At 61.5% G+C, this 11,662-nt stretch carries 13 protein-coding genes and 1 pseudogene; 9 read left to right on the top strand and 5 right to left on the bottom strand.

Annotation, left to right across the window (positions count from 1 at the left end):
- The gene (locus K5H97_RS10725; protein ID WP_028691844.1) at window positions 1–762 is read right to left on the bottom strand and encodes a sulfite exporter TauE/SafE family protein; all 762 of its coding nucleotides are present in this window, start codon (window positions 760–762) and stop codon (window positions 1–3) included.
- 101 nt (window positions 763–863) lie between these two features.
- Between K5H97_RS10725 and K5H97_RS10720 the strand changes: the two genes are divergently transcribed.
- Window positions 864–1,781 carry a LysR family transcriptional regulator gene (locus K5H97_RS10720; protein WP_028691845.1) on the top strand — a complete coding sequence of 306 codons (918 nt, stop codon included), beginning with the start codon at window positions 864–866 and terminating at the stop codon, window positions 1,779–1,781.
- 121 nt (window positions 1,782–1,902) lie between these two features.
- Here the strand turns inward: K5H97_RS10720 and K5H97_RS10715 are convergent, their stop codons facing one another.
- Window positions 1,903–2,094 (bottom strand): hypothetical protein, encoded by a 192-nt coding sequence (locus K5H97_RS10715; RefSeq protein ID WP_028691846.1) that lies wholly within the window; start codon window positions 2,092–2,094, stop codon window positions 1,903–1,905.
- A gap of 613 nt (window positions 2,095–2,707) precedes the next feature.
- Here K5H97_RS10715 and K5H97_RS10710 point away from each other — a divergent pair.
- Window positions 2,708–3,268, top strand: a complete 561-nt coding sequence (locus tag K5H97_RS10710) for a cysteine hydrolase family protein (RefSeq protein ID WP_028691847.1) — start codon at window positions 2,708–2,710, stop codon at window positions 3,266–3,268.
- A gap of 2 nt (window positions 3,269–3,270) precedes the next feature.
- On the opposite strand, the gene K5H97_RS10705 is transcribed toward K5H97_RS10710, so the two are convergent.
- From K5H97_RS10705 to K5H97_RS10695, 3 genes are all read right to left on the bottom strand, one after another.
- A complete protein-coding gene (locus K5H97_RS10705) occupies window positions 3,271–3,624 on the bottom strand; it encodes an SH3 domain-containing protein (RefSeq protein WP_028691848.1) in 354 nt (117 codons plus the stop codon).
- 47 nt (window positions 3,625–3,671) lie between these two features.
- Window positions 3,672–4,163 (bottom strand): GNAT family N-acetyltransferase, encoded by a 492-nt coding sequence (locus tag K5H97_RS10700; RefSeq protein WP_028691849.1) that lies wholly within the window; start codon window positions 4,161–4,163, stop codon window positions 3,672–3,674.
- 71 nt (window positions 4,164–4,234) lie between these two features.
- Window positions 4,235–4,939, bottom strand: a complete 705-nt coding sequence (locus K5H97_RS10695; RefSeq protein WP_028691850.1) for an SDR family oxidoreductase — start codon at window positions 4,937–4,939, stop codon at window positions 4,235–4,237.
- Window positions 4,940–5,042: 103 nt separating this feature from the next.
- Between K5H97_RS10695 and K5H97_RS10690 the strand changes: the two genes are divergently transcribed.
- The 7 genes and pseudogenes from K5H97_RS10690 (at window position 5,043) to K5H97_RS10660 (ending at window position 11,627) form a co-directional block, all read left to right on the top strand.
- Window positions 5,043–5,954: a LysR substrate-binding domain-containing protein gene (locus tag K5H97_RS10690; RefSeq protein ID WP_028691851.1), complete on the top strand. Its 912-nt coding sequence runs from the start codon at window positions 5,043–5,045 to the stop codon at window positions 5,952–5,954.
- A gap of 348 nt (window positions 5,955–6,302) precedes the next feature.
- A pseudogene (locus K5H97_RS10685) lies at window positions 6,303–6,464 on the top strand (alpha/beta hydrolase); the annotation flags it as partial.
- Window positions 6,465–6,761: 297 nt separating this feature from the next.
- Window positions 6,762–6,947: a hypothetical protein gene (locus tag K5H97_RS10680; protein ID WP_028691853.1), complete on the top strand. Its 186-nt coding sequence runs from the start codon at window positions 6,762–6,764 to the stop codon at window positions 6,945–6,947.
- Window positions 6,948–7,274: 327 nt separating this feature from the next.
- Window positions 7,275–8,234 carry a nucleoside-specific channel-forming protein Tsx gene (locus K5H97_RS10675; protein WP_036986334.1) on the top strand — a complete coding sequence of 320 codons (960 nt, stop codon included), beginning with the start codon at window positions 7,275–7,277 and terminating at the stop codon, window positions 8,232–8,234.
- A 23-nt stretch (window positions 8,235–8,257) separates the two neighbouring features.
- Window positions 8,258–9,298 (top strand): purine-nucleoside phosphorylase, encoded by a 1,041-nt coding sequence (locus tag K5H97_RS10670; protein WP_028691855.1) that lies wholly within the window; start codon window positions 8,258–8,260, stop codon window positions 9,296–9,298.
- A gap of 54 nt (window positions 9,299–9,352) precedes the next feature.
- Window positions 9,353–10,600, top strand: coding sequence for an IS256 family transposase (locus K5H97_RS10665; RefSeq protein ID WP_060489951.1), 1,248 nt, complete (start codon window positions 9,353–9,355; stop codon window positions 10,598–10,600).
- Between the two features lie 337 nt (window positions 10,601–10,937).
- Entirely contained in the window at window positions 10,938–11,627 is a 690-nt protein-coding gene (locus tag K5H97_RS10660) for a hypothetical protein (protein ID WP_139121091.1), read from the top strand.
- Window positions 11,628–11,662: the final 35 nt, after the last annotated feature.

The raw sequence follows: 11,662 nt of genomic DNA, 5'->3' as shown, positions 1-11,662 counted from the left end.
TCATCCGACCAGCAGGTCCCAACTGAGCTTGGTGATCAACACGCACAGCAATACCAGGAACAGCCCGCGCACGAAACCCGCACCCTTGCGCACCGCCAGCCAGGTGCCGGTCAGCGCACCGAGGATGTTGAACAGCGCCATCGGCAGCGCAATGGCCCACAGCACATTGCCCGACGGGATGAAGAACACCAGCGCGGCCAGGTTGGTGGCAATGTTGACCAGCTTTGCCGAGGCCGAGGCATGCAGGAAGTCCAGGGCGAAGAAACGAATGAACAGGAAGATCAGGAAGCTGCCGGTGCCCGGCCCGAACAGCCCATCATAGAAGCCGATGGCGCCACCGATCAGCACCGCCAGGCACTGTTCCTTGCGGCCGATCACCCTCGGTTTGTGCAAGGTGCCGAAGTCCTTCTTGCAGAAGGTGTAAATGGCCATCAGCACAATGAGCACCAGCACCATCGGCCGCATCACGCTTGCCGGCACCAGCGATACCGTGGCCGCGCCAAAGAACGACATGACGAAGGCGCTCAGCGCCGCCGGCACGATCAGCCCCCAGTCCAGCGTGACCTTGCGGATGAACGAACGCGCCGCAAAGCTGGTGCCGCATACCGAGGCGAGCTTGTTGCTGCCCAGCAAGGCCGCCGGCTGGGCGTTGGGCAGCACGTTGAACAACGCCGGGATCTGGATCAGCCCGCCACCTCCAACGGCGGCGTCGATCAGGCCAGCGGCGAAGGCGAACAGCGAAAGCAGGGCGATATCCATCATCTCGAGGGTCCGGGCGGCACAAAACAGGCTGCCAGACTAATCAAAGCGGCGCGCGTGTGTTGAAATGCCATATTGCGAAAACTGCAACAAGGAGGCCCGCGATGGCACTGGACATGCTGCGTGAAATACAGGCGTTCGTCAGCGTCGCGCACAAGCGCAGCTTCGTCAGCGCCGCCCGTGCCCTGGGGCGTTCGCCCAGCGCGGTGACCCGAGCTGTGCAGGCCCTGGAGGATAACAGCGGCGCCAAGCTGTTCAACCGCAGCGCCAGTTCGGTTTCCCTGACCGAAGCTGGCGAGCGGCTACTGCCCCACGCCGAACGCTTGCTGGATGTGCAACGGGATGCCGCCGACGAACTGGCGGCGCTGACCGGCGACGCCCAAGGCTGGATTCGCCTGGCCGCGCCCGAGGTGCTGGCCCTGCAAGTGCTGCCATCGGTGCTGGCCGAATTTGCCCGGCGCCACCCCCACGTCACCCTCGACGTACAGTACGGCGACCAGGCTTTCGACCCGTTGCAAGGCAAGCTGGATTTCGTGATCCGCGGGGCCTTCCCGCAGTCCAGCGAGCTGATCGGCTATCCACTATGGCGTTACCGCCGCCATCTCTACGCCAGCCCTCAGTACCTGGCGTTGGCCGGCACACCGCAGGTACTGGAAGACCTGGAGCGGCATACGCTGATTCTGCACACCGCGCCGCGCATCCTGAAGGCCTGGCATTTCAGCAAGGATGGACACACCGTGAGCCTGCGCCCGCGGCCTCGGCTGCGCCTGGGCTCGGGGGTGGCGGTGCTGCAGAGTACCCTGGCGGGGGCCGGTATCGCCCGGCTGGCGGATTGGCTGGGGGAGCCGGAGGTACGTGCCGGGCGCCTGGTGCGGGTCTGTCCCGACTACCACCTGACATCCAGCACCGGACAGGACCCGCAGATGCACGCCGTGTACCCAGCCGGCGACCGGCCGGCGAAGGTCCGCGAACTGCTGCAAGCCCTGCGCGAAGCTGGCCTGCGCAGTGGGAAACAGCCCTGAACAGGGCTGCTCAATTTCTGCTCAATCTAACAGAGACCCTGAAAACAATGGCCTGCAGCGCTTTATCCACAGACCTACCCACGATTTTTGTGGACAGTTTCTACAAGCCTTGAAGGAATTTTTACAAGCGCAGTAAAGCCGCATTGGCCAGCTTGACCAACTCGATCCATTCGCTTGCGCTGATCACACCAGAACGCTCCAACTCTTCGGCACGGCGCAGTGCCTGATCGTAGTCCGCTTCGTGGAGGATGCCCTCACCGAGAAAACGACCGCGCCACTCCAGCATCGCTGCAGTGCCCTTCTTGCATTCCATAGTGTGTATTGTCTCCAAGGCAAGTGAACGGCCCGTGTGCCCGGGCCCTGGGATTGGGGGCGCGAGATTACACGAGCGACTTGTACTTGAGAACGACTTGCAGATACCGCTTGTCTAGACGACTGCGGCCAGGGGGCAGGGTAAACCGGGCGACGTGTCTGGCCCGCCATTGCGCCAGGCGGGCCGGGACAAGAAAATTTTACGGCTCAGCTTGGCGGGATGGTACCCAGCAGGCCAATCATGATAGTCAGCAGCAGAAAACCACCCAGAAACAGCGCGAGCTTGCCCATCGGAACCTCTACAGTGTGATGTCGTAACGGCGGGGCTGGCCGCTGCGGCAGTGCAGCGGGGCAACCTGCCCAGCGCACACCGGGTTGGAAGGCTGGGCCTGGACGTATTGTCCGGCAGCCGCTGATACGGTTACAGATTCAGGTTCGAGGAAAAAAAGCATATCAGATGATGATTTCTCCCATCGCGGGGCAAGCACGCTCCCACGGGTAAAAGACGCGAGGTAAGGCGATCGGCGTGGGAGCGGGCTTGCCCCGCGATGACGTCTGCGCAGGTAACACACCTGTGCTACGGTCCGAAGCCCAGACAAGGAGAACTACCGGAGATGACCGCGCTCGCCAACAACGCCGCCCTGCTGATCATCGACATGCAGAACGGCATCAACCACCCTCGCCTGGGCCGTCGCAACAACCCCGAAGCCGAACAGCGCATCAACCAACTGCTCGCTTCTTGGCGCGCGAGCATGCGCCCGGTGGTGCATGTGCGCCATGTTTCCCGCGATCCCGATTCGGTGTTCTGGCCGGGCCAACCCGGTTGCGAGTTCCAGCCCGCCTTCACTCCGCACGCCAGCGAGACCGTGTTCGAAAAACACGTGCCCGACGCCTTCTGCAACAGTGGGCTTGAACGCTGGCTGCACCAGCGCGGCATCAGCCAGCTGGTCATCGTTGGGGTGATCACCAACAACTCGGTGGAGTCGACCGCACGCTCGGCAGGTAACCTGGGGTTCGATACGGTAGTGGTGGCCGATGCCTGCTACACCTTCGACCAGCACGACTTGCAGGGCCGACTGTGGCCGGCGGAGGATGTCCATGCCCTGGCGCTGGGCAACCTGGCCATGGACTATGCGCGGATTCTCGACAGCGCGGCTGTCCTGGCCATGGCCTGAACTCAATCCAGCAGGCGCAGCTTCGCCAGCGGCACCCAGCCAAGCTCCCCGTTACCGGCACGACGACACCAGATCCAGCCGTTCAGCGGGCGCAGGCCCTCCAGCGGCTGGCCGGGGTCAACGTCCAGTTCATGCGCCGAATAGGCCTCCACTGCCCTGCCTCGACCGACGCCCAGCCGCTCGATGAGCTGGCCGGGCACCCAGCCCGGCTCCTGACCGTGGCAACTGCACAAGTACCAGTCCTCCCAGTGCTCGTCGCCCTCGTAACGCTGGCCAATATCCAGCAACGTGCCCTGGGCAAAGGTGATGGGCGCAGGGTATTCACTGCGGTGTGCGGCAATCACGACGTAGTTCACAGGCCTCTCCCTGGCTGCGAAAAGCGTCGATGCTAGTCGAAGGCCCTTCAGAGCACCATGATCATTTCGTGCCAGGCCATGCCGCCATGATCGGAGGCCGACGGGCGTACATAGGTGTAGCCCATCTTCTCGTACAGCCCGACGTGGCGATCCTTGCACATCAGGTGAATGGTCGCCTTGCCGCGCTCGCGCATCTGCTCGACGAAGCGCGCCATCAGCCGGCTGGCATGGCCCAGGCCCTGGTACGCCGGGTCGAGCACCACCGACATGATCACCACGTTAGGCGCCTGCGGGTCGTGTCCGACCAGCTCCTTGAAGGCCTCGTCGGACATCACCACCTGGTCGGCGCAGCCGCTGTTGATGAAGCCGATCACCTGGCCATCGGCCTCCAGCACCAGGAAGCCCTCCGGGTACTGGGCGATGCGCGTGGCGATCTTCTCACGGGTGGCGGCTTCGTCGCCTTCGTAGGCGCTGGTTTCGATCTGGTAGCAGCGGTCCACGTCGGTTGCCGTGGCCTGGCGGAACATCGAGGTGCTCATGGGGCGGATCCGGATAGCGGGAAACAGGGGCGACATGCTAACGGAAGTCGTCGCCCAGCTGCATGCACCAGTTACACCGAACGGGTAATGCCGCCATCGACCCTCAGGTTCTGCCCAGTGATGTAGCCCGCGCCCTCGGAGGCCAGGAAGGCGACAGTGGCCGCGATCTCCTCGGCCTTGCCGTACCGCTCCATCGGAATCCGGTTACGGAATTCTTCTTTCTCCGGCAGGCTGTCGATAAAGCCCGGCAGCACGTTGTTCATGCGGATGTTCTCGGCCGCGTAACGGTCGGCGAACAGCTTGGTGAAGGCCGCGAGCCCGGCACGGAACACCCCGGAGGTCGGGAACGCCGGATCCGGCTCGAAGGCGGCGAAGGTCGAGATGTTGATGATGGCGCCGCCGCCCTGGCGCTGCATGATCGGCGTCACCAGGCGAGTCGGGCGCACCACGTTGAGGAAGTACACCTCCATGCCGCGGTGCCAGTCATCGTCGCTCAGCTCGAGGATCGGTGCGCGCGGGCCATGGCCTGCGCTGTTGACCAGCACATCAACCCGCCCCCACTGCTGTATCACGGTATCCACCAGACGCTGCAGGTCTTCTACCGACTGGTTCGAGCCGGTCACGCCGATGCCGCCCAGCTCGGCCGCCAGCGCCTCGCCCTTGCCGGACGACGACAGGATCGCCACCCTGAAGCCATCAGCGGCCAGCCGCCGTGCGGCCTCAGCGCCCATGCCACTGCCACCTGCGGTAATGATTGCGACTTTCTGCGAAGACATTTGCTGCTCCTTCAGGGAGTTGATCAAGTAGGCCCATGAAGCCAGAATCCGGCTTAACGCACCAATCACAAATACTGGCAGCAGCCTGCAGGAAATCTACTGGATGAGCGCGCCCAAGCGACGCAATGCCCCCGCCATCGTCAACCACCTGGTGGCCTTCGAGGCCGCCGCCCGCCTGGGCAGCTTCCGCGCCGCCGCCGACGAGCTGCACGTCACCCCCGGCGCCGTTGCCCAGCAGGTGCGCACCCTCGAGGACAAGCTCGGGCGCCCGCTGTTCGAACGCCTGCCCCGAGGCCTGCGACCCAACCCGGACGGCGCCGACTACCTGACCCGCGTGCGCCTGGCGTTGGACATCATCGAGGATGCCACCGGCGAACTGCTGGAGCGCGACAGCCAGCGCGATCCCCGGCAGATCCTGCTCAGCACCACCCCCGCCTTCGCCAGCCGCTGGTTGATCCCGCGCCTGGGCCTGTTGGCCCAGGCACACCCGCAGGTGGCGCTGATGATCGACGCCTCCGACACTACCCGCCCCCTGAACGGCAAGGGTGCCGTGGACCTTGCCGTGCGCTGGGGAGCGCCGCCCTTCGCCGACGCCTACGCCATGCCCCTGCTGCCCGGCGTGGCGGTACCGGTGTGCGCGCCGGCACTGCGCGGCGAGCGCCCTTGGCGGCTAGCCACGGATCTTGCGCAGCAGCCGCTGATCTCCGACAGCCACAACAACTGGAAGCGCTGGTTCGATCACTACGCGCTGCCCGGCACGCGCTTCAGCGGCCCGGTGTTCTCCCAGACCATCCTCGCCATCGAGGCCGCCGAGCAAGGCATGGGCATCGCCCTGGTACCCCGCCTGCTGGTAGAAAATGCCCTCAGGGCCGGCACCTTGGTACTGGCCCTGGAGGACCATGAGCTGCAAAGCGATGCCGGCTTTCACCTGCTCGCCGGCCATGCTCCGCAGGCAGGCTCGGCCGCCGAGCAGGTGGTGCGCTGGCTGCAGGCGCAAGCGAACAAGCAAGACTGATCCTGTCTCGCCCTGTGGGGCTGCTGCGCAGCTCATCGCTGGCAAGCCGGCGATCGACCGCAATGCGGCCCTGCCTTTGTAGCGTTCTGTGTACCAACCGCCTTCCGATACACACGAACGCCCACCCCGCCAGCACCCGCCCCCCCGGACACAGCCACCGCCTTAACTACACGCCATCCAGCCCACACCGATGGCCCGCCAAGGAGATGCACCATGTTCGCCACCGCCAACCGCATCAACCGCTCAGCCCTGCTCGCCTGCGCCGTGCTCCTCTGGCCCTGCTGGCCGCCTCCCCAGGCCAGGCCGAGGAAACCCGCACGCGTGCCGCAGCTCGCCAGGCCACTTCCTTCGGATGCCAACGGCGCACCGCACCCATTGGCCGAGGCCTACGCCAAGCGCTTCACCGGCAAGTACGCCTATCACCTGGTGAGCGGTGGTATCGGCCACAACCGGCCGCAGGAATCGCCCGAAGCGTTCGTCAATGCAGTGTTGGATGCCGAGCATCTGTAAGGGTAATTGCAACATATCGTTTCGGCAGGCCTCGAAGGGAGACAGGGTGCACGAATGACCTCTGCGCCCCATCTGTTTCGAGCCAGGCCCTGTACGCCGGGGCCTGCCGCGAAGTGAGCGGAAGCATGCAGAAACACCCACCCAAATCACTCTGTGAGATGTCTCTTTTATCGCTGTAGGACGTTTCAACGGATTTGTGAGCCAGTGTATGAATAATCAGTATTGGCTGGGGAATTGACCTGATACCGTCGAGCCTTTCCTACAACGGCATGGATGCCCACGGCTTGTGAGAACGACATGGACAACTACGACAGCTCGGCACTTGGACTGCAGAAATGCCTGCTGAACCTACGGCGGGATCATGCACGGATGAAGGCGGCGGGAGAGCTGGAAAGAGCGGCGATTCTGGCGCAGGTGATCGGGCGGATGGAACAGGGATTGAAGGAAGCCTCCCAAGGGATGAAGCCCGAGACCCTGCAGTGAAGTGATGCCAGCAAGATGACGATGGAGTTGCGGCTGGTCCTTCTGATGAGGCGCCGCAAGCCCATCGCTTAAACCACCCGCGTTCAATCGACCACCCATTACCGCGCAGCCCCTTGCGTGTAACTGCCTGCATCCCACGCCCATTTTCCGTGCAGCTTTTTAACCGAAAGGTCAGCTAACACCCCGAATTCAGCTTTATTTGAAAGACCTCTGGCAGGTTGGTACAGAGTATGCAAACGTTTGCTCAAAACAATTAAGCGAACAATCGCCGAAGCTTTCGCTCACCTCAGCCTTTTTGGGCTACCACCGCATGAACAAGGACTTTCAATGCGTCAACCTGCATCCCTGCGCCCAGCGGCTCGCTCCCCCCTGGCTGCCTCCCTGCTACTGGGCGCTGTTACGGGACTACTCAGCACCACCAGCCACGCCCTGAACACTGCCTCCAACGAGTCAGCCCAAGGCGAGGCCCTGAGCCCCGCCGCCGCGCCGGTAAAATCCGGCCCTTACCTGTCGGACTGGTACAACCAGAACTTCACCCTGATCGGCACCAAGGACATCAGTTTCGGCCCCCGCCCGGTCGACGATATCTACCTGGAATACGAGTACTTCGGCCGCAAGGGGCCGTTCGAGCTGTACGGCTACATCGACATCCCGAAGATCCTCGACATCGGCAACAGCCATGACAAAGGCGCGTGGGACCACGGCTCGCCGCTGTTCATGGAGCACGAGCCACGGATCTCCATCGACTACCTGGCCGGCCGCAGCCTGGCCGTCGGCCCGTTCAAGGAGTGGTACGTAGCCTTCGACTGGATCTACGACCACGGCAGCAACAGCGCCAACCGCGCCAACACCCTGTACAGCGGCCTGGGCACCGACATCGACACCCATTCGCGGGTCAACCTGTCGGCCAACTTCTATGGTCGCTACCAGTGGGAAAACTATGGCGCCAGCAACGAGTACTCGTGGGACGGCTACCGGGCCCAGCTCAAGTACATCGTGCCCCTCGGCAAGTTCGACAACGGCGCCTCACTGACCTATATCGGCTTCACCAACTTCGATTTCGGCTCGGATCTGCACAAGGACAACCCCAACCGCACGGCCAATGCCACGGTATCCACCAACGTATTGCTGTACGCCTTCACCCACCTGCGCTTCACCCTGGTGGGCCGCCATTTCCACAATGGCGGCAACTGGCAGGACGGCAGCCAGCTGAATTTCGGCGATGGCGATTTCCGCGGCCGGTCCGATGGCTGGGGGTATTACGCCGGGGTCGGCTACCAGTTCTGATCACTTGCGCCATGGAGGCTCGCATGCACCTGATGCATCGTCTTTCCCTCGCCGTGGGCCTGGCCTGCGGCATCCTGCTCGCTTCGACGGCCCAGGCCGGCGAGACGGCTGCGCCGCCGATCAAGCCCAAGGTGATGCTGATCACCCTGTTCGCACCCGAGGCCCAGCACTGGATCGAGCGCCTGGAGCTGGAGCAGGAAGTGCGTGTACCGGGCCTGTCGGCGGAGTATCCAGTGATACGTTGCAACAGCCAGGACGTCTGCTTGCTGGTGACCGGCATGGGCCAGACCAACGCCGCGGCCTCGACCCTGGCACTGGCGCTATCGCCGAAGTTCGACCTGCGCAAGAGCTACTTCCTGGTCGCGGGGATTGCCGGGATCAACCCGAAGCACGGGACCCTCGGCACCACCGCCTGGGCCCATTACCTGGTGGAGTTCGGCACCCAGTGGGAGCTGGACTCGCGGGATGCGCCCAAGGACTGGCCGACGGGCTACCTGGGGATCAACACCCAGGGCCCGAACGAGAAGCCGCCGCTGGACTACAAGACCGAGGTCTTCGAACTCAATCCGAAGCTGCAAGCCAAGGCCTATGCCCTGTCACACGGGGTGAGCCTGAGCGAGAGCAAGGAATCGGCGGCCTGGCGGCTCAAGTACCCGATGGCGCCGGCCAACCAGCCGCCGGTGGTGACCCGGTGTGACACCGTGGCGGGCAACACCTGGTTTTCCGGGACGCGCCTGAGTGAGCGGGCCGAGGTCTGGACTCGGTTGCTGACGGATAACAAGGGGGAGTACTGCACGACCCAGCAGGAGGATAACTCCACCTATGAAGCGCTGCTGCGGGCCAGTCGCGAAGGGTTGGTGGATGTGCAGCGGGTGGCGGTGGTGCGGGCGGGGTCTGACTTTGATCGGCCTGAGCCGGGGGGAAGTGAGGTTGAGAATCTGCTCAAGTATGACGACCAGGGTGGCTTTGTTCCGGCGCTGGAGAATCTCTATCGGACTGCCAATCCGCTGGTGCAGGAGATTCTGAAGAATTGGGCGGTTTGGGAGAAAGGGATACCGGAATGATCGAGGGTGTCAGAAATTTTGTGTTCGGGCATAACATGAGTAAGAGGTGCATGTATGCCAACCAAAAAGAAACCCTTGCGTGACCTGCCCAAAATCCCCAAAGAGCTGCTGGAGCAGTTCGGTGAGGGCCTGATGACCGCAGAGGCTATCGAGGATGCCTCTGCGGCGTTCAAGAAGGCCTTGATCGAACGCGCTCTGCACGCCGAACTTGGCCACCACCTGGGTTATCCGCCGGGCGCGCAGCGCCCAGAGGATGAAACCAACCAGCGTAACGGCAAGAGTGGCAAGACGGTTTTGACCGGCGATGGCCCGCTGCGGCTGGAAATTCCTCGTGACCGAGACGGCAGTTTTGCGCCCATTCTCATCCCCAAGCATGAGCGGCGGTACACCGGTTTCGATGACAAGATCATCGCCATGTACGCCCGTGGCATGACGGTCAGAGAGATCCGAGCCTTTCTGTCCGAGCAGTATGGAACAGAGGTCTCACCCGACTTCATCAGCTCTGTGACAGACGAGGTCATGGAAGAAATTGGCGCGTGGCAGCAGCGGCCACTGGAGCCCATGTACCCGGTCATTTTCTTCGATGCACTGCGGGTGAAGATCCGCGAAGAAGGCTTGGTGCGCAACAAGGCCATTTACTTGGCGCTGGGCGTTCTACCCGACGGGACGCGCGATATCTTGGGCATCTGGATCGAGAACACCGAGGGTGCGAAGTTCTGGATGAAGGTCTTTAACGATCTCAAGACACGTGGTGTCGAGGATGTGCTGATTGCCGTGACCGATGGCCTCAAAGGCATGCCAGAGGCTCTCAGCGCCGTGTTTCCAGAGACGACGCTGCAGACGTGCATCGTGCACCTGATCCGCAACAGCCTGGACTTTGCAGCCTGGGACAAGCGGCGGGCACTGGCCAAGGCGCTCAAGCCGATCTACCAGGCCATCAACGCCGAAGCGGCTGAGCAGGCACTCGATGAGTTTGAAAACGGGCCCTGGGGCAAGCAGTATCCAACGGTCGTTGCGGCCTGGAGACGCGCCTGGGATCGAGTGATTCCCTTCTTTGTCTTCCCACCAGCCATCCGGAAAGTGATCTACACCACCAACGCCATCGAGAGTATCAATGCCCAGCTGCGCAAGATCATCAAGACCCGAGGCCATTTCCCGAACGATGACGCAGCTACCAAGCTGATCTGGCTGGGGCTGCGAAACATCACGGCGAACTGGGGCTCAGCGGCGCATGATTGGAAAAGTGCGATGAATCAATTCGCGATTTTGTACGGAGATCGGTTCATCAGGCCGACCTGGTGAAAGTCAGGGCCTGCCTGACGGCAGGCCGTTACCGGCCCGCACACAAAAAATCTGACACTTCCGAATGATCTGGAATTCTAAGCAGGCAACCACGTCCACCCAGTAAGCCTGCTGAATCAACTTGGACAAGAAACCCGCCGGAAGGCGGATTCTACACACAGGGATTTCGGTCATAGCCGCAACTGACCATGCCATGAGAAAGAACATCGATAGGCTCCACCCTCGTCCGCGCTTCCCCGTCAGCCAAGAAGAGCAACATTCGGGTATAGATCTATTGGCACGATAGCAAGCCTGCAATAATGGCTATTCAACATCATTTCGTTAGGTTTGTTTTCTGATGCATATGCACGATCCTCTCGATGGAAGGCTGCCGTTTACCCTCAAGGGTGCGCCCAGCGGGAAAGGTTTCCTAAAGGACTTCTGGGCCTGGAGCTTTTCCACCCTCCACAACACCTACCTGCGCGGGTACATCGCAGAGTACCTCGTTTACAAATCCATGCTGGACCCTCATTCTCAACTGTCCGTACCGGTCGATCACTTAAAAACGAAGATTGAGGGAGACATACACGACCTCATATTTTTCATTAAAAACAAAAAATACACCATTCAGGTCAAATCAAAAGACTCCTACTCAAAAGATCAGCGCTTTATAACTTCTTTTGCGCGGGGTTACGACTCAATAAAAGACAAAGACACCCATAAAGACCTCTGGTCAGACATTTACATTTTTGCTTATTTAAATCTTGACAAAACCCTCTGCGAGCGGATCAAAAATCGTCATTTAAACTGGAATCGAGACCACAACTGGCAGCCCGCTCAGAAGCCAGCCCATAAAACTGACCAGTACCAATTAGCACGATCCGTCATCGAACTAGAAAACTGGAAATTCTATGTACTACCACACGCGGCACTAAAAGACCGAAAATCTATAACTTTCAAAAAACTACAAAGCGAAACACATCCAGTAAAATGGGACGACCTGGCTAGTGAAATATATAAAACAGCCGCCACATTTGGTACTCGATGAGGACTAGCCGCCTGCACTTTTGGAGCCCCCTGAGC

The sequence above is a fragment of the Pseudomonas mosselii genome (assembly GCF_019823065.1).
GTDB classification, from domain to species: Bacteria; Pseudomonadota; Gammaproteobacteria; order Pseudomonadales; family Pseudomonadaceae; genus Aquipseudomonas; species Aquipseudomonas mosselii.
Note: the sequence above shows the minus strand (reverse complement) of the source record. Positions and strands in the feature narration are given on the sequence as shown.

Bases quoted from the DNA above. Each gene is read 5' to 3' on its own strand.
- K5H97_RS10670 (WP_028691855.1), top strand. From the start codon at position 8,258: ATGCACCTGATGCATCGTCTTTCCCTCGCCGTGGGCCTGGCCTGCGGC.
- K5H97_RS10690 (WP_028691851.1), top strand. From the start codon at position 5,043: ATGAGCGCGCCCAAGCGACGCAATGCCCCCGCCATCGTCAACCACCTG.
- K5H97_RS10720 (WP_028691845.1), top strand. From the start codon at position 864: ATGGCACTGGACATGCTGCGTGAAATACAGGCGTTCGTCAGCGTCGCG.
- K5H97_RS10665 (WP_060489951.1), top strand. From the start codon at position 9,353: ATGCCAACCAAAAAGAAACCCTTGCGTGACCTGCCCAAAATCCCCAAA.
- K5H97_RS10725 (WP_028691844.1), bottom strand. From the start codon at position 762: ATGATGGATATCGCCCTGCTTTCGCTGTTCGCCTTCGCCGCTGGCCTG.
- K5H97_RS10675 (WP_036986334.1), top strand. From the start codon at position 7,275: ATGCGTCAACCTGCATCCCTGCGCCCAGCGGCTCGCTCCCCCCTGGCT.
- K5H97_RS10700 (WP_028691849.1), bottom strand. From the start codon at position 4,163: ATGAGCACCTCGATGTTCCGCCAGGCCACGGCAACCGACGTGGACCGC.
- K5H97_RS10680 (WP_028691853.1), top strand. From the start codon at position 6,762: ATGGACAACTACGACAGCTCGGCACTTGGACTGCAGAAATGCCTGCTG.
- K5H97_RS10710 (WP_028691847.1), top strand. From the start codon at position 2,708: ATGACCGCGCTCGCCAACAACGCCGCCCTGCTGATCATCGACATGCAG.
- K5H97_RS10715 (WP_028691846.1), bottom strand. From the start codon at position 2,094: ATGGAATGCAAGAAGGGCACTGCAGCGATGCTGGAGTGGCGCGGTCGT.
- K5H97_RS10695 (WP_028691850.1), bottom strand. From the start codon at position 4,939: ATGTCTTCGCAGAAAGTCGCAATCATTACCGCAGGTGGCAGTGGCATG.
- K5H97_RS10660 (WP_139121091.1), top strand. From the start codon at position 10,938: ATGCATATGCACGATCCTCTCGATGGAAGGCTGCCGTTTACCCTCAAG.